Below are 22,806 nucleotides of genomic sequence, written 5' to 3'. Positions count from 1 at the left end.
CAGGCATGGCGAAGAAGCGCAGTTCTCCGGCCCGATCGAAGCCGGCCCGTTCGCACGGCGACCGTATCGAGCACGACAGCATGGGCGAACTGCGCGTTCCCGGGGACGCGCTCTGGGGCGCGCAGACCCAGCGCGCGGTGCAGAACTTCCCGATTTCCGGCCGGCCGATGCCGCGCGGCTTCATCCGCGCGCTCGGGCTCATCAAGGCCTCGGCGGCCGACGTGAACGCCGGGCTCGGGCTGCTTTCCAAGCGCAAGTCCGTCGCGATCCGCAACGCCGCGCTGGCGGTGGCGAACGGCGCGCACGACGCGCAGTTCCCGATCGACATCTACCAGACCGGCTCGGGCACCTCGAGCAACATGAACGCCAACGAGGTCATCGCCGCGCTCGCATCGCAGGCGGGCCCGTCGGTGCATCCCAACGACGACGTGAACCTCGGGCAGAGTTCCAACGACGTGATCCCGACGGCGATCCGCGTGTCGGCGCAACTCGCCGTGGTCGAAACGTTGCTGCCGACGCTCGACCACCTCTGGTACACGATCGATCGCAAGGGGAAGGCTTTCGCGAAGATCACCAAGACCGGCCGCACGCACCTGATGGATGCGATGCCGCTGACCTTCGGCCAGGAATTCGGCGCGTGGGCGTCGCAATTGGCATCCGCGAAGGCGCGCCTGGTCGATTGCAGCAAGCGCCTGCGCCGCTTGCCCATCGGCGGCACGGCCATCGGCACCGGCATCAACGCCGACCCGCGCTTCGGCAAGCGCATGGCGCAGGCGCTGACGAAGGTATCGGGCACGCGCTTCGATTCGGCGGCCGACAAGTTCGAAGGCATCGCATCGCAGGACGATGCGGTGGAACTGTCGGGCCAGCTCAATGCGCTCGCGGTCGCGCTGATGAAGATCGCCAACGACTTGCGCTGGATGAACGCCGGACCGCTCGCGGGCCTGGGCGAAATCGAACTGCCCGCGCTGCAACCCGGCAGTTCGATCATGCCGGGCAAGGTGAATCCGGTGATCCCCGAAGCGACGTGCATGGTGTGCGCGCAGGTGATGGGCCACCACGCGACCGTGTCGATCGCCGGCGCATCGGGCAACTTCCAGCTCAACGTGATGCTGCCGCTGATCGGGGCGAACCTGCTGGAGTCGATCGGGCTGTTGTCGAACGTCATGCGCCTGCTCGCCGACACGGCGATCGCGGGCATCAAGGTGCGCAAGGACAAGGTCGATGAAGCGCTCGGGCGCAATCCGATCCTGGTGACGGCGCTCAATCCGGTCATCGGTTACGAACGCGCGGCGGCGATCGCGAAGAAGGCGTACGCGGAGCAGCGCGCGGTGTTCGATGTCGCGCTGGAGATGAGCGGGTTGCCTGCGGCGAAGTTGAAGCAGCTGCTCGATCCGGCGTCTCTGACGAAGGGCGGGATTCGCGCGGGCGGTGGCGGCGGGGGCGGCTGACGCTTCACGCAATCGCACGCGCGCCATCACGCACACGAAAAAAAGCCCCGGCGTTTCCGCCGGGGCAAGTGTCCATCCATCCAGATTCGGTGTTGCGTATCAGTTGTCGTCGCGCCAGCGGCGCAGGCGGATCGCGCCGAAGATCATCGCGATGCCGGCCACCGCGCCGACCCAGATGTTCGGCGTCTTGAACACCGAGTACATCGTGGACAGGCTGAAGAGCTGGTCGAGTTCTTCCTTGCCGTTGATGTGGCTCAGGTCCATCTCGGTCATCCACATGCCGGGGAAGACCGAACCCAGCGAGCGGGCGACGATGTTCTTCCAGAACCAGAGCGTGTCGAGGTTGAACAGGTTCATGATGTCGAACCAGGCCACGAAGATGCCGGCGAACACCGGGATCATCACCGCCCACAGGAACGGCTTGCTGCGCGCCCACACCGAGCAGAGCATCAGCCAGCCGACGGTCGGCAGCGCCCACAGTGCGTAGACCGGAATGCTCATGAGGACGTTCAGCACCACCTTGAGCGGGCTGCCCGGACCCCACAGCAGCGTGTACGGGTTGCCGCCGTGCACCAGCACGATGACGCTCGCCAGCAGGAGCAGGCCGAACATCGTCGCGATGCCCGCGACCAGCGCGATGCCAGGCGCCACGAACAGCGCGCTCAGCGCCTTCGACACGACGGTGTCGCGATCGGAAACCGGCAGCGACTTCCAGAACAGCACGCTGCGATCCTTGCGCTCGTCGTACAACGCGCCGAGGCAGTAGAAGAACACGACGAAGCCCAGCACCATCAGGGGCCAGCTCATCGCGCCGACCAGCGACAGGTCGAGGCCCTGGCCCCAGACCTGGAAGTCTTCGGGCTTCATGCGGCCGGTCAGCACGCCGAGGTCGAGTCCGTTGATCTTGAACTCGTCGTCGATGTTGATCTGCCCGTCGGCCATCGCCTTGCGCATGATCACTTCGCCGACGATCCACGCCATCGTCATGAACACCAGGAAGATGCCGCCGGCGATCAACGGCGCCCAGAAGAAGCCGCCCTTGTGTTCCCAGAACTCGCGGCGCAGCAGCAGCTTGAGCTTGTGCGTCGGGTGCGGCGCGGCCATCGGCGTCGGGTTGCGCGGGGTTTCGCCGTCGTACGGGATGGAAGCGTTCATGCGTAGGTTCCCTTCATGGTGGCGACGAACAGGTCGGCGAGACCGGGCGTGCGGGTTTCACCCAGGCCGGCCAGGCGTCCGTGTTCGACGCCGTCGAACAGCATCACGGTCTTGCCGAACGGCAGCGTGCGTTCGTCGATCGGGCGCAGGCCGCGCGCTTCCTCGGCGCGGTCGGCGTTGACGAGGACTTCGACGTAGCGCTGGCCCACGTCTTCCATCGGCGCGGACAACACGATCTTGCCGTCGCGGATGAACATCACGTCGGTGAGGATGTGTTCGATCTCCTCGACCTGGTGCGTGGTGATCACGATCGTCTTGTCTTCGTCGAAGTAGTCCTCCAGCAGGCGCTGGTAGAACTGCTTGCGATACAGGATGTCGAGGCCGAGCGTGGGTTCGTCGAGGACGAGCAGCTTCGCGTCGATCGCCATCACGAGGGCGAGGTGCAACTGCACGATCATGCCCTTGGACAACTCGCGCACCTTGAGGTTGGGCGTGAGCTTGGTGTTGGCGAGGAAGCGTTCGCAACGCGCGCGGTCGAAGCGCGGATGCACGCCGGACACGAACTCGATCGCTTCGCGCACGCGCATCCAGCGCGGCAGCACGGCGACGTCGGCGATGAAGCACACGTCGTTCATCAGCGCGTCGCGCTCGGTGCGCGGATCGCGGCCGAGCACGTGCAGCTCGCCGTCGAACGGGATCAGGCCGAGCATCGCCTTGAGCGCGGTGGTCTTGCCGGCGCCGTTCGGGCCGATCAGGCCCACGATGCGGCCCGACGGGATTTCGAATGCGGTGCCGTCGAGGGCGAGCTTGTTCTTGTACGCCTTGCGCAGGTTGCGCGCGCTGACGACGGTGCGGGTGTCGGTGGCGGTCGCGTTCATGCCTGGTCTCCGGCCGGCGAGGGCGCAGCGTTGCGCAACAGGCGGTCGATCGACAGCCCGAGGCGCTGGATCCGTTCCAGCACGAGCGGCCACTCTTCGTGCAGGAAGCGCTCGCGCTCGCTGCTCAGCAGTTTTTCCGATGCACCTTCCGTGACGTACATGCCGAGTCCCCTGCGTTTTTCGACGATGGCTTCGTCCGCGAGCTCCTGGTAGGCGCGCGAGACGGTGATGGGATTGAGTTGGTATTCGGCGGCCACCTGGCGCACCGAGGGCAGCGCGTCCCCCGGCTTCAGGATCCCGTCGAGCAACATCGCTACGACACGATCCTTCAGCTGGCGATAGATGGGAGCGCCGTCGCTCCATTCGATTGCAGTCATGGCTCAGCCTCGCGGCGCAAAGGAGAAGAAGGGCATCGCGACCGACTGGCGGCCGTGGGCGCGCTTGCGCGCCGGGGTGTTGGTGGAGCGTTCGGTGTCGGCGTCGACGATCGCGGCGTCGCCGGTTTCCACGCCGTCCATCGCGGCGGCGATGGAGGCGAGGGTGGCGGCCTCGGCGGCGAAACCGACGATTTCGCCGATCGCTTCGTTCGTGTTCTTCGTCTGGGCCAGGCGCGCTTGGAGGTCGGCGGCGCGCGCTTCGATGCGCTTCGCGGCTTCGACGGCGTGGCGGGCTTCGGTCGCGACGTTCGCGGCCGGCGCCGGCGCGGCCGGAACCTGCTGCACCACCGGGGCGATGTCCGCGCCCGGGAGGTGGGAACGGATCGGGTTCGCCGCCATCAGGCTCAACACGAGCAGCCCGGAAGTCGCGACCAGCGCGGTGACCGAGTTGTGGAGCTTGCGGTTCATGGTGAACGTCCTGCTCTGGGTGATCGGTGTTGTAGGCAACTATAACACCAAGATTCCCCCGGTCAACAACCAACTGACCCAACTAAAGGCATAGAGCCCATCGACCGCCGGGGAGCCGACGCACGGTCGTGGCATGCTTCGGCCCTTCCCACGCCGAAGGCTGCCGACATGCGCCGTTCCCTACTCGCCGCCAGCGCGGCCCTGCTGCTCGGCCTGGCCACCGTCGCGGCCGCTTCGCAGGGCGGGCTGCTGGATCGCAGCTACCGGCCGCTGGCCGGCAAGACCCCGGTCGAACTCGACAAGACTTACGGGGGCGACGTCGTCCTCGTGGTCAATACCGCGAGCAAGTGCGGCTTCACCCCGCAGTTCGAAGCGCTCGAAGCGCTGCACAAGAAGTATTCGGACAAGGGTTTCGCCGTGCTCGGCTTTCCGTCGGGCGATTTCAAGGCGCAGGAGTTCGACGACGAGAAGCAGATCCAGGAGTTCTGCAAGCTCACTTATGGCGTGAAGTTCCCGATGTTCGAGAAGGTGCACGTGGTCGGTGCGGATGCGACGCCGCTCTACAAGGATCTCGCGCAGGTCTCCAGCGATCCGCCGAAGTGGAACTTCCACAAGTACCTCATCGGTCGCGACGGCCGCCTGATCGCCAGCTGGGGATCGAAGACCACGCCCGACGACAAGGCGATCGTCGACGCCATCGAGAAGGCGCTCCAGGCCCCGAGGCCCAAGGGCGCCTGAACTACTCCCCATGGGGAGGTTTGCCGCGAGCCCCCGCGCGCGCCGACAATGAGCGGCCGCGCGGCCAGGCGCCGCGCGTGCCACCTACGCTGCCTCACGTTCCAGAAACAGGAGTTCACCGGATGAAGGGTTTCGTGCGCGGCCTTGCCGCGTTGCTCGCGGTCGTTGCGCTTTCGGCGCACGCCCAGGACAAGACCGCGCTGACCACCGAGCGCGAGAAGGCGAGCTACATGATCGGCATGGATGTCGCGAACTCGCTCGCCCCGGCGGCGCAGGAAATCGACATGGCCGCGTTCGAACGCGCCGTGCGCAACGCCTTCGAAGGCAAGAAGCCCTTGATCGACGAGGCGACCGCGCGCGAGACCAACCAGCAACTGATGCAGCGCCTGACCTCGCGCAACGGGCAGCAGCCCGGCGCGACCGCGCCGTTGCCCGCCGTGTCGAAGGAGAACGTCGGCCTGCTGATCGGCGCCGACGTCGGCCGTTCGCTCGCGCCGGTGAAGGAGGAGATCGACGTGCCGGTGATGCTGCAGGCCATCCGCACGTCGTTCGCGAAGGGCAAGCTCCTGCTCGGCGATGAGGAAGCGCGCGCGATCGGCGCCGCCTTCAGCCAGAAGCAGCAGGCGCGCCTGGAAGCCGCCGCGCAGGCCAGTTCGAAGGACAACTCGGAGAAGGGCGCCGCTTTCCTCGCCGACAACGCGAAGCAGAAAGGCGTTTTCACCACCAAGTCCGGCTTGCAATACATGATCCTGCGCCAGGGGTCGGGCATCCGCCCGAAGCCCGGCCAGTCGGTGAAGGTCGAATACCGCGGCACGCTGCTCGACGGCACCGAATTCGACAGCACCACGGGCGGCCAGCCGCGCACGTTCTCGCTCTCGCAGGTCATCGCCGGTTGGGGCGAAGGCCTGGCGATGATGCCGGTCGGCGGCAAGTACCGCTTCTGGATCCCGGGCAACCTCGCTTACGGCGAACGCGGCATGCCGCCGGACATCGGTCCGAACGCAACGCTCGTGTTCGATGTCGAACTGCTCGGCGTCGAATGACCGACACCGCAAACACTTTTCACTACTTACCCCGATTTCCAGGAGCGCCACGATGAAGCAGACCCTGCGCCACGCCCTCGTTCTCACCTGCGCCACCGCCGCGCTGTTCGCCGCCGGCTGCAACAAGGCCGCCGACAAGGCCGCCGACGCGAACGCACCCGCCGCGGCTTCGACCGCCGCCGGCGCCGCGATCGCGGGCCTGCCCACCGAGAAGGACAAGGTGAGCTACATGGTGGGCATGGCGCTGGGCAAGCAGCTCGAGCCGATCAAGGAAGAAGTCGACGTCGACACCATCGCCAAGGCCGTGCGCGCGACGCTCGCCGGCGAGAAGCTGCTGATGACCGAAGACCAGGCGCGCGAGATCGGCGAGTCGTTCGGCCAGAAGATGCAGCAGAAGGCGGTCGCGAAGGCCGAAGCCGATGCGAAGACCAACCTCGAGGACGGCAAGAAGTTCCTCGCCGACAACGCGAAGAAGCCGGGCGTCCAGACCACCGCGTCGGGCCTGCAGTACCAGGTCGTCACCGAAGGCAAGGGTCCGAAGCCGAAGGCCGGCGAAGTCGTGCGCGTGCACTACAAGGGCGCGACGCTCGACGGCAAGACCTTCGACAGCTCCTACGATCGCGGCCAGCCGGTCGTCTTCCCGCTCGACCAGGTCGTGCCGGGTTGGCAGGAAGGCCTGCAGCTGATGCCGGTCGGCAGCAAGTACAAGCTGTGGATCCCGGGCAACCTCGGCTACGGCGACAAGGGCACGCCGGGTGGCCCGATCGGCCCGAACGCGACGCTCGTGTTCGACGTCGAACTGCTCGACATCGTGCAGCCGCCGAAGCAGTAAGCGATGCGCGCATCGCGCGAAGCAAGACACGCGTAAGCCTGCTGTCACGCCGCGGTTTCACCGCGGCGTGACGATGGCGGCTGCCACCATGCCGCCTTTCCAAGCTCATCAGGACTCCCCATGCGCGTCACCATCTTCGGCACCGGATATGTCGGACTCGTCACCGGCACGTGCCTTGCGGAAGTCGGCCACGACGTCGTCTGCGTCGACATCGACGAGGCGAAGGTCGAGGGCCTCAACCGCGGCGTGATCCCGATCTACGAGCCCGGCCTGTCGCCGATGGTGAAAGCCAACCACGCCGCGGGCCGCCTCGAGTTCACCACCAACGCCGCGCAGGCGATCGAACACGGCGACGTCGTCTTCATCGCCGTCGGCACGCCGCCGGACGAAGACGGCAGCGCGGACCTCAAGTACGTCCTCGCCGTCGCGCGCACGATCGGCCAGCACATGCAGCGCACGACGATCGTGGTGAACAAGTCGACCGTGCCGGTCGGCACCGCCGACAAGGTGCGCGCCGCGATCGCGCACGAACTCGCCGAGCGCCGCACGAACCTCGTGTTCGACGTCGTCAGCAATCCCGAATTCCTCAAGGAAGGCGATGCGGTCAACGACTGCATGCGCCCGGACCGCATCGTCGTCGGCACCGATAGCCCGCAGGCGCTGGAGAAACTCAAGCGCCTGTACGCGCCGTTCAACCGCAGCCACGAGCGCATCGTCGCGATGGACGTGCGTTCGGCGGAGCTGACCAAGTACGCGGCGAACGCGATGCTCGCCACGAAGATTTCCTTCATGAACGAGATGGCGTGCATCGCCGAGCAGGTCGGCGCCGACATCGAACACGTGCGCCAGGGCATCGGCTCCGATCCGCGCATCGGCTGGCACTTCATCTACCCGGGCGCCGGTTACGGCGGTTCGTGCTTCCCGAAGGACGTGCAGGCGCTCGCCTGGACCGCGCAACAGTACGGCTGCAATCCGCGCCTGCTCGATGCAGTGGAAGCGGTGAACGCCGCGCAGAAGCAGCACCTGTTCGAACTCATGACGCGCCACTACGGCGACGTGCGCGGCAAGACCGTCGCGGTGTGGGGCCTGGCGTTCAAGCCGAACACCGACGACATGCGCGCCGCGTCGAGCCGCACGCTGCTGCAGCAGTTGTGGGACGCAGGTGCGCGCGTGCAGGCGTTCGATCCGGAAGCCACGCAGGAAGCGCGCCGCATCTTCGGCAACCGCGAGGACCTGCACCTGTGCGCGACCGCGGGCGAAGCGCTGCAGGGCGCCGACGCGCTCGTCGTGGTCACCGAGTGGAAGCAGTTCCGCAGCCCCGATTTCGCCAGGCTCGCCAACGTCGTCAAGGACAAGGTCGTCTTCGACGGGCGCAATCTGTACGACCCGGCGGAAGTCGAAGCCGCGGGGCTGTCGTACTACGGCATCGGCCGCGGCCGTTCGCTGCGCAAGCCGGAGTGACGATGCACGCAGGCGAAGACACCGACGCGCGGCTGGTCGAACTGGAAACGCGCCTGGCGTTCCTGGAAGCCTCGCTCGCCGAAATGAGCGACGCGCTCGGTGCCGCCCGCATGGAGGCCGAGCGCAACGCCGACCTGTTCCGCCGCGCGATGGAAGAACTGAAATCGCAGCGGGGCATGGAGATGGCGGATCCGGCGGACGAACCGCCGCCTCCGCATTACTGAATCGCTGGTGCTGCATCGCAACGCGCGATGCGGCATGCTTGGCACGCGATACCGCACGACCGCAGTTCCGGACATGAGCGATACCCTGCGCGACCAACTCCTCGGCCTCGGCTTCAAGCCGATCCCCAAGGCCGAACGCAAGCCCGACGTTCGTCCCGGCGGCAAGCCGGGCGCAAGACCGGGCGCATCGAACAAGCCCGTGCACAAGCATGGCGGCAAGCCCGCGCATGCGAAGCCGTCGCACGGCAAGCCCGCGCACGCCAAGCCGAAGTCGCGCGAAGAGATCGACCTCGCCAAGGCCTATGCGATCCGTGCGCAGAAGGAAAAGGACGAGCGCATCGAAGCCGAGCGCCTGAAGCAGGAAGAAGCGCGCAAGCGTCGCGAGGCGAAGGCCGCGCTGTCGGCGTTCCTGCAGGGCAAGGGCCTCAATGTCGCCGACGCGGAGATCGCGCGCCACTTCGAATACGGCGGCAAGATCAAGCGCATCTACGTCACCGAAGACCAGCTCAAGCGACTCAACGCCGGCGAACTCGGCGTCGTGCAGGAGAACGGGCGCTACATGCTCGTCGACGCGGCGACGCTGGTGGAGGCCGAAACGATCTTCGCGCCTGCCGTCGCTTTGAAGGTCGATCCGAACGCGCCCGCGCAGGACGATCCCTACGCCGACCCCCAGTACCAGGTCCCCGACGACCTCGTCTGGTAGCGTCGCGGAGCGCGCGGCTGCGCACCTTGAGGGTCGGGTTGGAGGAGTAGACGCAGCGCGGGCTTCGGATGGGCGGCCCGTCACGTGTATGCGTACGTACCCCCGCCGGTTCTGGCAAGCGCCATCCATGGCCAGCCAAGAACCGTGCGCAAAACCCTCCATGGTTTTGCTCGGGGGTACATACGCCTACACGCGCCGAGCCGCACCTCGATTCGCTGCCTCCACCCCTCCGACCCTTCGCGCGAAGGGCAAGAGCACAACGGCGCAACGCAAGTGCGCAGCAGCACAACGCAGGTGCGCTTACGCCTTGCGTCGTGCGCTGTTGCCGTTGCTCATGCCGTTGCTTTGCTTGTAAGTCGAAGAAGTGGGGACAACGAATTGTTTGTGCGGAGGGATATGCATACGCATGTTCCCCTCCGAGCACGGCCATGGATGGCCGTGCGCACGGGCGTGGGTCGCCATGGATGGCGCCACCCCCGACCGGCGGAGGGGAACATGCGTGTGCGTGGCCCTCCGCCCGACCGAAGCGACGTATCCGCTTCTCCGCTTTGCGGGCGTCCCCGCGTGGCCGGTAACGGTCGTCGCGGGCGTTGGCACGGGGCGTGGATGCCGCCTCGAAACTGCGCACGGAACTGATCGTCGGGGTCACCAGCCACCGCGATCTCGACCCGGTGCAATTGCCCCAGCTGCGCACGCAGGTGCGCGAAGCGCTGGCGATGTTGCGCGAACGCTACCCGGAACTCGCGCTGGTCGTGGTGTCCGCGCTTGCCGAAGGCGGCGACCGCCTCGTCGCCGAAGCCGCGCTCGATGCGGGCGCGCGCCTGGTGGTGCCGCTGCCGTTGCCGTTGGCGCTGTATCGCCAGGACTTCGCGACCGCCGAATCGCAGCACGCGTTCGCGCGCCTGATGGATGGCGCGGAAGTCGTGCAACTCTCGCTCGCCGAATCCAGCCTCGACGTGCTCGCCACGCCCGGTCCCGCGCGCGATCGCCAGTACCTGCACGCGGGCCTGTTCGTCGCCAACCATTGCCACGTGTTGTTCGCCTTGTGGGACGGCCGCGACGAAAGCGGCACCGGCGGCACCGCGCAGATCGTGCGCTATTACCTCGGCGGCCCCGTGCCCGGCGCGCGCCGGGCGACCGACAACCTGCGCCAGATGCTCGCCGGCGACGACGACAGCCTCGTGCTGCACATCCATGCGCGACGTGCGGGCGGACCGGCATCGCCCGACGACGCACGCGCGCCGACGTGGTGCACGACCGGCGGCATGCGTCCGTTCACCGCGGGGCCGCCGCCGGAATACGACCGCATCTTTCGCCGCATGCAGGTCTTCGAGTTCGATCGGCGCACGCTCGATCCGCATCATCTGCCCGCCGCGAGCGACGATCCCGCCGAACGCTCATGGCGCGAAGCCGACGCGCTCGCCGTGCGCTTCCAGCGCCGCACGCAATGGGCGATGCGCGCGATCCACGGGCTCGCCGTCGCGATGGGCATCGCGCTGTTGTTGTACGCCGACCTCGGCGCGCCCGACTGGATGCTGTGGGTGTTCCTCGGCCTGTTCGCGTTGGGCCTGGCGATCGCCGCGGCCGCGCACCGCGAGGACTGGCACCGCAAGTACATCGACTATCGCGCGCTCGCCGAAGGCTTGCGCGTGCAGACGTTCTGGCGCCGCGCCGGGCTCACGATCACCGGCGACCCGGAATTCGCGCACGACAACTTCATGCAGAAGCAGGACGTGGAACTCGGATGGATCCGCAACGTCATGCGCCAGGTCGGCCTCGCACGCGCCGCGCCGCCGCGCGATCCGGACGACGCCGCGCGCGCGGTCGACGAGGTGATCGATGCGTGGGTGGGGCGCCCCGGGCAATCGGGGCAACTGGCCTACTACGAACGCAAGGCCGTGCTGCGCGAACGCCACCACCTGCGTACGCGTGCGGTCGGTGCAGCCTGCCTGTGGGCGGGCATCGCGATCAGCCTCGTGCTCGCGCTGTTCCACCGCGGCTTCGACGCCGACACGCGCAGCCTGCTGGTGACGACGATGGGTGCACTCTCGCTGATCGCCGCCGTGCGCGAGGCGTACGCGTATCGCAAGGCCGACAAGGAACTGGTGAAGCAGTACCGCTTCATGCACCGCATCTATCGCAATGCGCGCATTGCGTTGGACGCCGCGCCGGGGACGCACGAGAAGCGCGAGATTTTGCGGGCGTTAGGGGAAGCGGCGTTGGCGGAGCACGCGGAGTGGGCGTTGATGCATCGGGATCGGCCGATTGAGCATGGGAGGCCGTGAGGCGAGGGGAAACGGGAAACTCGGGAAAGGAAGCTCGGGAAACGGGAAACTCGGGAAACGGGAGACAAGCGTTCGCTTCGGCTCGCAGACCCGTCAGCCGAAGCGAGGGTCAACCTCCCGTTTCCCGAGTTTCCCGTTTCCCGTTCTATTGCTACTCCGGATCGTAATCCAGGTTCGACGCGAGCCACCGCTCCGCCTGCCCCAACGACACCCCCTTGCGCTTCGCGTAATCCGCGACCTGTTCGCGCGAGACGCGGCCGACGACGAAGTACTGCGACTTCGGGTGGCTGAAGTAGTAGCCGGAGACCGACGCGGCCGGATACATCGCGAAGCTTTCGGTCAGCTGGACGCCGGCGTTGGCTTCCGCGTCGAGCAGCTTGAACAGCGTCGCCTTCTCGCTGTGCTCCGGGCACGCGGGATAGCCGGGGGCAGGGCGGATGCCGACGTACTGTTCGTCGATCAACGCATCGTTGTCGAGCGTTTCGTCGGCGACATAGCCCCACGTGTCGCGACGCACCAGCGAATGCATGCGTTCGGCCAGCGCTTCGGCCAGTCGATCGGCGAGCGCCTTGAGCAGGATCGCGTTGTAGTCGTCGTGGTCGGCCTCGAAGCGCGCGACGTGCGCTTCGATCCCGAGGCCCGCGGTCACCACGAAGCCGCCGACCCAATCCTCGCGTCCGCTGCCTTCCGGCGCGACGAAATCCGCGAGGCAGAAGTCGGGACGGTCCGCGGGCTTGTCCGCCTGCTGGCGGAGGAAGTGCAGGGTGGTGCCGTTGTCGAGTCGCACGTCGTCGCCGGTGGCACGCGCCGGCCACAAACCGACCACGGCCTTCGCACGCAACCATTTTTCGCTGACGATCCGCTTCAGCATCGCCTGCGCGTCATTGAACAACTCGCGCGCCTGCTTGCCGACGATCTCGTCGTCGAGGATCGCCGGATACTTGCCCGCCAGTTCCCACGTGTTGAAGAACGGCGTCCAGTCGATGTAGTCGACCAGCGTCGCCAGGTCGATGTCGTCGTGCACCGTCACGCCCGGTTGGCGCGGAGCGGGAGGCACATACGCGTCCCAGCCGCCGTCGAACTTCTGTCCGCGCGCCTTTTCGAGCGACACGAGTCGCTTGGCGTCGCCGCGCTGGCGATGACGCTCGCGGATCTCCGCGTAGTCGGCGTCGTTGGCCGCGACGAAGGCCGCGCGCAAGTCGCCGGACACGAGCGATTGCGCGACGCCCACCGCGCGCGAGGCGTCCTTCACCCACACGGTCGGCGACTTGTACTGCGGATCGATCTTCAGCGCGGTATGCGCGCGCGAGGTGGTCGCGCCGCCGATCAGCAGCGGCAGCGTGAAGCCTTGTTGTTGCATCTCGGCGGCGACGTGGCGCATCTCCTCGAGCGACGGCGTGATCAGGCCCGACAGGCCGATCAGGTCCGCGTGTTCGGCCTTCGCGCGATCCAGGATCACCTGCGCCGGCACCATCACGCCGAGGTCGATCACCTCGAAGTTGTTGCACGCGAGCACGACGCCGACGATGTTCTTGCCGATGTCGTGCACGTCGCCCTTGACCGTGGCCATGACGATCTTGCCGTTCGACCGGCCGGCGTCGCCGCTGCGCAGCTTCGCGGCTTCGATGTACGGCAGCAGGTACGCGACGGCTTTCTTCATCACGCGCGCGGACTTCACCACCTGCGGCAGGAACATCTTGCCCGCGCCGAACAGGTCGCCGACCACGTTCATGCCCGCCATCAGCGGGCCTTCGATCACGTCGAGCGGGCGCGTGGAGGCGGCGCGCGCCTGCTCCGTGTCGTCTTCGATGTACGCGTCGATGCCGTGCACCAGCGCATGCGCGAGGCGATCGGCGACCGGCCTGTCGCGCCACGCGAGGTCTTCGACTTTCTTCTCGCCCTTCTTGCCCTTGAAGCGATCGGCGATCTCGAGCAGGCGTTCGGTCGCATCCTTGCGGCGATTGAGGACGACATCCTCCACGCGTTCGCGCAGGTCCGCATCGATGTCGTCGTACAGCGGCAGTGCGCCGGCGTTGACGATGCCCATGTCCATGCCAGCGCGGATCGCGTGGTACAGGAACACGACGTGGATCGCCTGGCGTACCGCTTCGTTGCCGCGGAAAGAGAACGACACGTTCGACACGCCGCCGGAGATGTGCGAAAGCGGAAAGCGCTTGCGCAGCTCGCGCGCGGCCTCGATGAACGCGACCGCGTAGTCGTCGTGTTCCTCGATGCCGGTGGCGATGGCGAAACAGTTGGGGTCGAAGATGATGTCTTCCGGCGGGAAGCCCACCTTCGTCGTCAGCAATTCGTAGGCGCGCGCGCTGATGTCGACCTTGCGCCGCACCGTGTCGGCCTGGCCCGCTTCGTCGAACGCCATCACCACGACCGCCGCGCCGTAGCGGCGCACGAGGCGCGCCTGGCGCAGGAATTCGTCTTCGCCTTCCTTCATCGAGATCGAGTTGACGATGCCCTTGCCCTGCAGGCACTTCAGGCCGGCCTCGATCACGGACCACTTCGAGCTGTCGACCATCACCGGCACGCGCGCGATGTCCGGCTCGGCGGCGATGAGGTTGAGGAAGGTCGTCATCGCCTCTTCGGCGTCGAGCATCCCTTCGTCCATGTTGACGTCGAGCACCTGCGCGCCGTTCTCGACCTGCTGGCGCGCGACGACGACCGCTTCGTCGTAACGGCCTTCGAGGATCAGTTTCTTGAACTGCGCCGACCCGGTGACGTTGGTGCGTTCACCGATGTTGACGAAGTTGCTCTCCGGCGTGATCTGCAGCGGCTCCAGGCCGCTCAGGCGGGTGTGGCGTGCAAGCACCGTGCGCATCAGGCGGCATCCTGCAGCGTGGGGATCGCGCGCGGCGGCAGGCCCGCCACCGCGGCGCCGATCGCGCGAATGTGTTCGGGCGTCGTGCCGCAACAGCCGCCGACGATGTTGAGCATGCCGCTCGCGGCGAACTCGCCGAGCGTCGCGGCCATGTCTTCCGGCGTTTCGTCGTAACCGCCGAACGCGTTCGGCAGGCCCGCGTTCGGATGCGTGCTGACGTTCGTGTCGGCGACCTGCGCCATCACGTCGATGTGCGCCCGCAGGTCCTTCGCGCCGAGCGCGCAGTTCAGGCCGATCGAGATCGGGCGTGCGTGGCGCAGCGAGTACCAGAACGCTTCCGCCGTCTGCCCCGACAGCGTGCGGCCCGAGGCGTCGGTGATCGTGCCGGAGATCATCACCGGCCAGCGCGCGCCGAGTTCCTCGAACACGTCCTCGATCGCGAACAACGCGGCCTTCGCGTTGAGCGTGTCGAAGATTGTCTCGACCATCAGCACATCGGCGCCGCCTTCGCACAGGCCGCGCACCGCGTCGCGATACGCCTGCGCCAATTCGTCGAAGCTGATCGCGCGGAAGCCGGGGCGATTCACGTCGGGGCTGAGCGAGGCGGTGCGGCTGGTCGGCCCGAGCACGCCGACGACGAAGCGCGGCTTCGACGGATCGCGCGCTTCCGCGTCGTCGCACGCCGCGCGCGCCAGCTTCGCCGACTCGCGGTTGAGTTCGCGCACGAGGTGCTGCAGGCGGTAATCGGCGAGCGAGACGGACGTGGAGTTGAACGTGTTGGTCTCGATCATGTCCGCGCCCGCGTCGAGATAGGCCGCGTGGATGTCGCGGATGATCCCTGGGTGCGTCAGGGTGAGCAGGTCGTTGTTGCCCTTCTGGTCGTGCGATTCGCAACCGCAGCCCGCGCCGTGCGCGTGGCCTTCGGCGGAGAACAGCGCGTCGTAGCCTTCCGCGAAACGGTCGCCGCGGTAATCGGCTTCCTGCAGGTCGTGGCGCTGGATCATCGTGCCCATCGCGCCATCGAGCAGCAGGATGCGCTGCGACAGCGCCGCTTCCAGCGACGCGACGCGCGCCGGGTTGGACCAGGGCAGGGTCTGCGGATCGATCAAGGCTTGACTCCCAGCAACGACAACACTTCGAAATGCGGCGGGCGGCGTTCGCGGGTGACGGTGCCGCTGCCGACGATGGAAAGGCCCGCCTTCTCGGCGAACTTGCGCAACTCTTTCTCGGTGAACCCGAGGTTCGCGTGGCCGTAGGCTTCGACGACCGCGCGATGTTCGTGGCGCGCCAGGCTCGACAGCAGCAGGCGGCCGCCGCGGCGCAGCACGCGCGCGGCTTCGGCGACGGCCTGCGCCGGCTTGGCGGCGTAGGTCAGCGCGTGCATCAGCACGACGAGGTCGAAACTCGCGTCCGGCACGGGCAGGGCATGCATGTCGCCTTCGCGGACTTCGACGTTCGGGAAGACCTTCAGGCGCTCGCTCGCGGCCGCGACCACGCGCGGGCTCGCATCGATGCACACGTATCGGCGCGAATGCGGGGCGAGCAGTTCGGCGAGAACGCCGTCGCCGGAGGCGATGTCGATCACGTCCCCGGGGCTCAGCAGCGGCAGGGCGGTGCGCGCGAGCGCTTCCCAGGTGCGGCCCGGCGAATAGTGGCGCTCCATGTCGCCGGCCACCGAGTCGGCCCAGTTCTGGTCGGCCGCGCGGTTGGCGAGCACCGAGGGCACGCGTTCGGCGTCCTGGCGCAGCAGCGGGTCGTCGCTGCCGCTGCGCAACGCCTGCCAGAGGGCCCGCTGCGCAGGATCGAGCGCGTCTTCGTCGAAGCGGTAATAGGCCGACACGCCGGCGCGGCGGTCGCGCACGAGGCCCGCTTCCTTGAGCTTGGCCAGGTGGGTCGACACGCGCGGCTGGGCGAGGCGCGTGATGGCCGAGAGCTCCGCCACCGTGAGTTCCTCGCCCTCGAGCAGGGCCAGCAGGCGCACGCGGGTCGCGTCGGCGAGCACCTTCAGGCGGGCGGACCAGCCTTCGAGATCCATGCGTGACCTTTCATCTGCTTATCGAGATACAGCGATGAATGATGGTCCGCAGCCTCGCGGGGGTCAAGCTTTCGTGCGCACGCGGCTACAATTCCGCTTCTTCATCCCGCCGGGAGTGCGCCAAGTGGATTTCCGCTTCACCGAAGAGCAGTTGTTGATCCAGGACGTCGCGCGGCGCATCGCGCGCGAGAAGATCGCCCCCAGCGCGGAGCACTTCGATCGCAGCGGCGAGTTCCCCCTCGAGAACATCCGCACCCTCGGCGAGAACGGCCTGATGGGCATCGAAGTGCCGGCCGAATACGGCGGCGCCGGGATGGACCCGGTCAGCTACGTGCTGGCGATGGTCGAAATCGCCGCGGCCGACGCCGCGCATTCGACGATCATGTCGGTCAACAATTCGCTGTTCTGCAACGGCATCCTCACCCACGGCACCGAAGCGCAGAAGCAGAAGTACGTGCGCGCGATCGCCGAAGGCAAGGAAATCGGCGCGTTCGCGCTGACCGAACCGCAGTCGGGTTCCGACGCCACTGCGATGCGCTGCCGCGCGGTGAAGCAGGCCGACGGCCGCTTCGTCATCAACGGCAAGAAGAGCTGGATCACCTCCGGCCCGGTCGCCAAGTACATCGTGCTGTTCGCGATGAGCGAACCGGACAAGGGCGCGCGCGGCATCACCGCGTTCGTCGTGGACACCGACAAGGCCGGCTTCAGCCGCGGCAAGACCGAGCCCAAGCTCGGCATCCGCGCATCGGCCACGTGCGAAATCGAGTTCGTCGACTACGTCGCCGAAGCCGATGAAGTGCTCGGCGAAGAAGGCCACGGCTTCAAGATCGCGATGGGCGTGCTCGACGCCGGCCGCATCGGCATCGCGTCGCAGGCCATCGGCATCGCGCGCGCCGCGTACGAAGCGACGCTCGCCTACGTCAAGGAACGCAAGGCCTTCGGCCAGCCGATCGGCACGTTCCAGATGACCCAGGCCAAGATCGCCGACATGAAGTGCAAGCTCGACGCGTCCTTGCTGCTCACGCTGCGCGCGGCGTGGCTGAAGGGCCAGGGCCAGCGCTTCACCACCGAGGCCGCGGTCGCCAAGCTCACCGCGTCGGAAGCGGCGATGTGGATCGCCCACCAGGCCGTGCAGATCCACGCCGGCATGGGCTACTCGAAGGAAATGCCGATCGAGCGTTACTTCCGCGACGCGAAGATCACCGAGATCTACGAGGGCACCAGCGAGATCCAGCGCCTGGTGATCGCCCGCCACGAAACCGGCCTGCGCTGAGCGCGCGCCGCAAGGACCCATGCACACGACATGAGCACCCGTCCGAAATCGATCAAGGCCGCCCCGAAAAAAGCGGCTCCCGCCAAATCGTCGAACACGCCGTCCGTCGCGCGTCCCCGCGCAGGCGCGACGTTCGATCTCTCGCCGATCTTCGACGCGCTGCGCAAGCGCCTGCCGAAGGCGCGCGCCGCCGAAGCCGAAGCGTTCGCGCGCAGCTTCTACCTGCGCATGACGCGCGACGAGTACATCGAGCACGGCGCCGAGGGCTGGGCCGCGCTCGCCACCGGCATGCTCGACCTGTCCGCCACACGCAAGCCGCGCAAGGCGAACGTGCGCCTGTTCAATACGTCGATGAAGGCCGACGGCTGGGATTCGCCGCATACCGTGTTGCAGATCGTCAACGACGACATGCCGTTCCTCGTCGACTCGGTGACGATGGCGCTGGCCGACATGGGCATCAACGTGCACGTGCTCGGCCATCCGGTCGTCGCGATGACGCGCGACAAGGCCGGCAAGCTGATCGCCGTGGGCGAGGGCACCAACGAATCGTTCCTGCACATCGAGATCGACCGCCAGGCGCCAGAAGCGCTGCCGGCGATCGAGAAGCGCGTGCGCGCGGTGCTCGACGACGTGCGTTCGATCGTCATCGACTGGTCGGAGATGCGCGAGCGCATGCTCGCCGTCGCCGACGAACTGCCGTCGCACAACATCCCGGTGTCCGACGCCGGTCGCGCGGAAGCGCAGGAGTTCCTGCGCTGGGCCGCGGACAATCACTTCACCTTCCTCGGCTATCGCGAATACACCGTCGAAAAGCAGGGCAAGGACGAGATGCTCATCGCGCATCCGGACTCGGGCCTGGGCCTGCTGCGCGGCAAGGACGGCGGCAAGCCGCGTCCGCTGACCTCGCTCGCGGCGCACTTCATGCCGCAGTCGGGTTCGGTCGACGCGCTGATCCTGACCAAGACCAACGCGCGCGCGACGGTGCATCGTCCGGGCTACATGGACTACATCGGCGTGCTCGCGTTCGACGCGAAGGGCAAGCCGGTGCGCGAACAGCGCTTCCTCGGCCTGTACACCTCGAGCGCGTACAACCGCCGCCCGTGGGACATCCCGTTGGTGCGCGAGCGCTACGAACACGTGATGCGCGAATCGGGCCTGCGTCCCCACAGCCACAGCGGCAAGGCGCTGCGCCACATCATGGAGACGCTGCCGCGCGACGAGCTGTTCCAGTCGAGCGAAGCCGAACTCCACGCCACCGCGATGGGCATCCTCGCGCTGCAGGAACGCGTGCGCAGCCGCCTGTTCCTGCGTCGCGACCGCTACGGCCGCTTCTTCTCCGTGCTCGTGTACGTGCCGCGCGACCGCCACGACACGCAGATGCGCCATCGCATCGAAGCGATGCTGATGGACGCGCTGCAGGGCGAGCACATCGACACCACCGTGCACATCGGCGAATCCCCGCTGGCGCAGCTGCACATGATCGTGCGCCCACGCGCGGGCGCGAAGGTCGACATCGATGAAGAGGCGCTCGAAACGCGCCTGGCGTCGATCGTGCGCAACTGGCAGGACGAACTCGCCGAGGAACTCGGCAAGCGCCACGGCGAGGAAGTCGCGCTGAAGTTCGCCGGTCGCTACGGCCGCGCGCTGCCGGCCGGCTACATCGAAGCGGTGAGCCCGCAGGTCGCCGCGACCGACGTGGAGCATCTTGCCGCGCTGAGCGGCGCCGACGACCTGCGCCTGTCGCTGTACCGCTCGCGCCGCGACAGCACGCTGCGCTTCAAGTTCTATCGCCTCAACGACGACATCCCGCTGTCCGATGCGCTCCCGATGATGGAGAACATGGGGCTGCGCGTGATCTCCGAGCACCCGTACCGCATCGAGTTCGAAGGCCGCGTCGCCTACATCCAGGACTTCGAAGTCCAGACGACGACGGGCGAGATCGACGTCGATCGCCTCGACGAGAACTTCGAGGAAGCGTTCGCGCGCATCTGGCGCGGCGAAGCGGAGAACGACGGTTTCAACCGGCTCGTGCTGCAGGCCGGCCTCTCGTGGCGCCAGGTCGCGATGTTGCGCGGCTACTGCAAGTACCTGCTGCAGACCGGCGTGCCGTTCTCGCAGAGCTACGTCGAAGCGACGTTCTCGCGCTATCCGCTGCTGGCGCGCCTGCTGGTCGAACTGTTCGAAGCGCGCTTCGATCCTTGCACGGGCATCGAATCCAAGGCCGCGATCAAGCAGGGCATGGAGCGCTTCGGCGCATCGCTGCAGTCGCTGCTGGCCAACGACGCCGCCGCGCAGGCCGCGGTGCAACCGGCGATCGACGCCCGCGCCGGCACGCGCGAGCAGCAGATCGTTGCGACGCGCAACGCGCTGCGCAGCATGCTCGATCGCGTCACCTCGCTCGACGACGACCGCATCCTGCGCAGCTTCATCGGCGTCATCGACGCCACGCTGCGCACGAGCTATTACATCGCGTACAAGGACGGCAAGCGCCGCGACGGCGGCCCGGCCGACTACGTGAGCTTCAAGTTCGATCCGGCGAAGGTCCCCGACCTGCCGAAGCCGCGCCCGTATCGCGAGATCTTCGTGTACGGCCCGCGCGTGGAAGGCGTGCACCTGCGCTTCGGCCCGGTCGCGCGCGGCGGCCTGCGCTGGTCCGATCGCCGCGAAGACTTCCGCACCGAAGTCCTCGGCCTCGTGAAGGCGCAGATGGTGAAGAACACCGTCATCGTGCCGGTCGGTTCGAAGGGCGGCTTCTACTGCAAGCAGTTGCCCGATCCGTCCGTGAACCGCGATGCGTGGTTCGCCGAAGGCGTGGCGTGCTACCAGCGCTTCATCAACGGCCTGCTCGACATCACCGACAACCTCTCGCCCGACGGCAAGGTCATCAATCCGGCCAACGTCGTGCGCCACGACGCGGACGATCCGTACCTGGTCGTCGCCGCGGACAAGGGCACGGCGACGTTCTCCGACATCGCGAACGCGATCGCGCGCGCGCATGGCTTCTGGCTGGACGACGCCTTCGCCTCCGGTGGTTCGGTGGGTTACGACCACAAGGGCATGGGCATCACCGCGCGCGGCGCGTGGGAGTCGGTCAAGCGCCACTTCCGCGCGATGGGCCGCGATTCGCAGACGCAGGACTTCACCTGCGTCGGCGTCGGCGACATGAGCGGCGACGTGTTCGGCAACGGCATGCTGCTGTCGAAGAAGATCCGCCTGGTGGCCGCGTTCGACCACCGCCACATCTTCCTCGACCCCAATCCCGATGCCGCGCGCACGTTCAAGGAACGCGAGCGCATGTTCAAGCTGCCGCGCTCGAGCTGGGACGACTACGACAAGTCGCTCATCAGCAAGGGCGGCGGCGTGTTCCCGCGCAGCGCGAAGTCGATCCCGGTGTCGGCCGAAGCGCGCGCCGCGCTCGGCATCGAAGGCGACGCGACGGCGATGAGCCCGGCGGAACTGCTGTCGGCGATCCTGAAGTCGCCGGTCGACCTGTTGTGGAACGGCGGCATCGGCACCTACGTGAAGTCGTCGCGCGAGACGCACGCGGACGTCGGCGACCGCGCCAACAACGCGCTGCGCGTCAACGGCGCGGACCTGCGCTGCAAGGTGGTCGGCGAGGGCGGCAACCTGGGCTTCACCCAACTGGGCCGCGTCGAAGCGGCGCAGCACGGCGTGCTGCTCAACACCGACTTCATCGACAACTCCGCGGGCGTGGACACCTCCGACCACGAGGTGAACATCAAGATCCTGCTCAACGCGCAGGTGCAGAAGAAGAAGCTCACGCTCGATGCGCGCAACACGCTGCTCGCGTCGATGACCGACGAAGTCGCGCAGCTCGTGCTCAACGACAACTATCGCCAGAACCAGGCGATCAGCGTCATGGAGCGCATGAGCCTGTCGCGCATGGGGTCGAAGGTGCACTTCATGCGCACGCTCGAATCGCAGGGCCTGCTCGATCGCCAGATCGAGTTCCTGCCGTCAGACAAGGAAATCGCCGAGCGCAAGTCGCGCGGCGAAGGCCTGACGCGCCCGGAACTGTCGGTGCTGCTGTCGTACTCGAAGATCGTGCTGTTCCAGCAGCTGCTCAGCTCCGACGTGCCGGAAGATCCGTACCTGTCGAAGGAACTGGTGCGCTACTTCCCGCAGCCGCTGCAGGCCAAGTACGCGAAGGCGATGGAAGACCACCGCCTGAAGCGCGAGATCATCGCCACGGTGGTGACCAACTCGATGGTCAACCGCATGGGCGCGACGTTCACCCTGCGCATGCAGGAAGACAGCGGCCGCGCGCCGTCTGAAGTCGCCAAGGCGTTCACGATCACGCGCGAGACGCTCGACATCCGCGAGCTGTGGGCGCAGATCGACGCGCTCGACGGCAAGGTCGCCGAGCCCGTGCAGGTCGATGCGTTGCAGGTGATCTGGACGTTGCAGCGCCAGTTCACGCGCTGGCTGTTGTCGCGTCCGGGCACCATCCCCGACATCGCGACGGCGGTGGAGCGTTACCACGATGGCTTCCGCGACATCCGCGCGGGCGAGCGCATCCTTCCGGATTCGCAGCGCCCCGCGTACGAAGCGAGCATTCGCGACTGGAACGCGAAGGGCCTGCCGCCGGCGCTCGCCGACCAGCTCGCCGCGCTGCCGTACCTGGAACCGTGCCCCGACATCATCGAGCTGGCGAAGGAACGCAAGCTGCGTCCGGTCGATGTCGCAAAGGTCCACTTCCGCCTTGGCGATGCGCTGCGCGTGCCGTGGCTGCAGAAGCAAATCGATGCGCTCGCGGTCGAAGGTCGCTGGCATGCGGTCGCACGTGGTGCGTTGCGCGAGGAACTCGGCGCGCAGCAGCGCGCGCTCGTGAGCCAGGCGTTGTCGATGCCGGGCAATGACGCGGACGCCAAGGTCCGCGCATGGCTCAGCCGCGACGACAGCTCGCTGCGCTTCACGCTCGCGATGCTCGACGAACTCGCGCAGCAGAAGACGCTGGATTACCCGACCGCCTCGGTCGCGGTGCAGCGTTTGTCGCAGCTCGCTTCGCGCGGCTGATCCCTCGACTGAT

16 protein-coding genes and 1 pseudogene are annotated in these 22,806 nt (G+C 67.3%); 10 read left to right on the top strand and 7 right to left on the bottom strand.

Annotation, left to right across the window (positions count from 1 at the left end; all coding sequences use genetic code 11):
* The first annotated feature begins 5 nt into the window (after positions 1 to 5).
* Complete coding sequence (locus tag LK996_RS10135) at positions 6 to 1,451, top strand: class II fumarate hydratase (RefSeq protein WP_255656688.1); 1,446 nt, start codon at positions 6 to 8, stop codon at positions 1,449 to 1,451.
* Positions 1,452 to 1,550: 99 nt separating this feature from the next.
* Here the strand turns inward: LK996_RS10135 and LK996_RS10130 are convergent, their stop codons facing one another.
* The 4 genes from LK996_RS10130 to LK996_RS10115 are packed head-to-tail and all read right to left on the bottom strand — an operon-like array spanning position 1,551 to position 4,329.
* Positions 1,551 to 2,555, bottom strand: a complete 1,005-nt coding sequence (locus LK996_RS10130) for a hypothetical protein (RefSeq protein ID WP_230527536.1) — start codon at positions 2,553 to 2,555, stop codon at positions 1,551 to 1,553.
* A 47-nt stretch (positions 2,556 to 2,602) separates the two neighbouring features.
* A complete protein-coding gene (locus tag LK996_RS10125) occupies positions 2,603 to 3,484 on the bottom strand; it encodes an ABC transporter ATP-binding protein (RefSeq protein WP_230527060.1) in 882 nt (293 codons plus the stop codon).
* Positions 3,481 to 3,861, bottom strand: coding sequence for a GntR family transcriptional regulator (locus LK996_RS10120; protein ID WP_230527059.1), 381 nt, complete (start codon positions 3,859 to 3,861; stop codon positions 3,481 to 3,483). The genes LK996_RS10125 and LK996_RS10120 overlap by 4 nt, the downstream gene beginning before the upstream one ends.
* Positions 3,862 to 3,864: 3 nt before the next feature.
* Entirely contained in the window at positions 3,865 to 4,329 is a 465-nt protein-coding gene (locus LK996_RS10115) for a hypothetical protein (protein ID WP_230527058.1), read from the bottom strand.
* Positions 4,330 to 4,497: 168 nt separating this feature from the next.
* Between LK996_RS10115 and LK996_RS10110 the strand changes: the two genes are divergently transcribed.
* The 7 genes from LK996_RS10110 (at position 4,498) to LK996_RS10080 (ending at position 11,615) form a co-directional block, all read left to right on the top strand.
* Complete coding sequence (locus LK996_RS10110; protein ID WP_230527057.1) at positions 4,498 to 5,067, top strand: glutathione peroxidase; 570 nt, start codon at positions 4,498 to 4,500, stop codon at positions 5,065 to 5,067.
* A gap of 122 nt (positions 5,068 to 5,189) precedes the next feature.
* Positions 5,190 to 6,110, top strand: a complete 921-nt coding sequence (locus LK996_RS10105) for an FKBP-type peptidyl-prolyl cis-trans isomerase (RefSeq protein ID WP_230527056.1) — start codon at positions 5,190 to 5,192, stop codon at positions 6,108 to 6,110.
* Positions 6,111 to 6,162: 52 nt separating this feature from the next.
* A complete protein-coding gene (locus LK996_RS10100) occupies positions 6,163 to 6,942 on the top strand; it encodes an FKBP-type peptidyl-prolyl cis-trans isomerase (protein WP_230527055.1) in 780 nt (259 codons plus the stop codon).
* Between the two features lie 120 nt (positions 6,943 to 7,062).
* Positions 7,063 to 8,403, top strand: coding sequence for a UDP-glucose dehydrogenase family protein (locus LK996_RS10095; RefSeq protein WP_230527054.1), 1,341 nt, complete (start codon positions 7,063 to 7,065; stop codon positions 8,401 to 8,403).
* 2 nt (positions 8,404 to 8,405) lie between these two features.
* The gene (locus LK996_RS10090; protein WP_230527053.1) at positions 8,406 to 8,627 is read left to right on the top strand and encodes a SlyX family protein; all 222 of its coding nucleotides are present in this window, start codon (positions 8,406 to 8,408) and stop codon (positions 8,625 to 8,627) included.
* A gap of 73 nt (positions 8,628 to 8,700) precedes the next feature.
* Positions 8,701 to 9,330 (top strand): DUF2058 domain-containing protein, encoded by a 630-nt coding sequence (locus LK996_RS10085; RefSeq protein WP_230527052.1) that lies wholly within the window; start codon positions 8,701 to 8,703, stop codon positions 9,328 to 9,330.
* 602 nt (positions 9,331 to 9,932) lie between these two features.
* Positions 9,933 to 11,615, top strand: coding sequence for a hypothetical protein (locus LK996_RS10080; RefSeq protein WP_230527051.1), 1,683 nt, complete (start codon positions 9,933 to 9,935; stop codon positions 11,613 to 11,615).
* A gap of 151 nt (positions 11,616 to 11,766) precedes the next feature.
* Here LK996_RS10080 and metH read toward each other — a convergent pair whose 3' ends face one another.
* From metH to LK996_RS10065, 3 genes and pseudogenes are all read right to left on the bottom strand, one after another.
* On the bottom strand, positions 11,767 to 14,448 hold the full coding sequence (gene metH, locus LK996_RS10075) for a methionine synthase (protein ID WP_230527050.1): 2,682 nt from the start codon (positions 14,446 to 14,448) through the stop codon (positions 11,767 to 11,769).
* The gene (locus tag LK996_RS10070; RefSeq protein WP_230527049.1) at positions 14,448 to 15,557 is read right to left on the bottom strand and encodes a homocysteine S-methyltransferase family protein; all 1,110 of its coding nucleotides are present in this window, start codon (positions 15,555 to 15,557) and stop codon (positions 14,448 to 14,450) included. The genes metH and LK996_RS10070 overlap by 1 nt, the downstream gene beginning before the upstream one ends.
* A pseudogene (locus LK996_RS10065) lies at positions 15,557 to 16,483 on the bottom strand (ArsR/SmtB family transcription factor); the annotation flags it as partial. The gene LK996_RS10070 and the pseudogene LK996_RS10065, both read right to left, overlap by 1 nt.
* Before the next feature lie 103 nt (positions 16,484 to 16,586).
* Between LK996_RS10065 and LK996_RS10060 the strand changes: the two are divergent.
* Positions 16,587 to 17,756 (top strand): acyl-CoA dehydrogenase family protein, encoded by a 1,170-nt coding sequence (locus tag LK996_RS10060; RefSeq protein ID WP_425493763.1) that lies wholly within the window; start codon positions 16,587 to 16,589, stop codon positions 17,754 to 17,756.
* A gap of 30 nt (positions 17,757 to 17,786) precedes the next feature.
* Entirely contained in the window at positions 17,787 to 22,793 is a 5,007-nt protein-coding gene (locus tag LK996_RS10055) for an NAD-glutamate dehydrogenase (protein WP_230527047.1), read from the top strand.
* Positions 22,794 to 22,806: the final 13 nt, after the last annotated feature.

It is taken from the genome of Noviluteimonas lactosilytica (assembly GCF_020866925.1).
Classification (GTDB): domain Bacteria; phylum Pseudomonadota; class Gammaproteobacteria; order Xanthomonadales; family Xanthomonadaceae; genus Noviluteimonas; species Noviluteimonas lactosilytica.
This window is presented reverse-complemented; position numbering and strand designations above follow the sequence as displayed.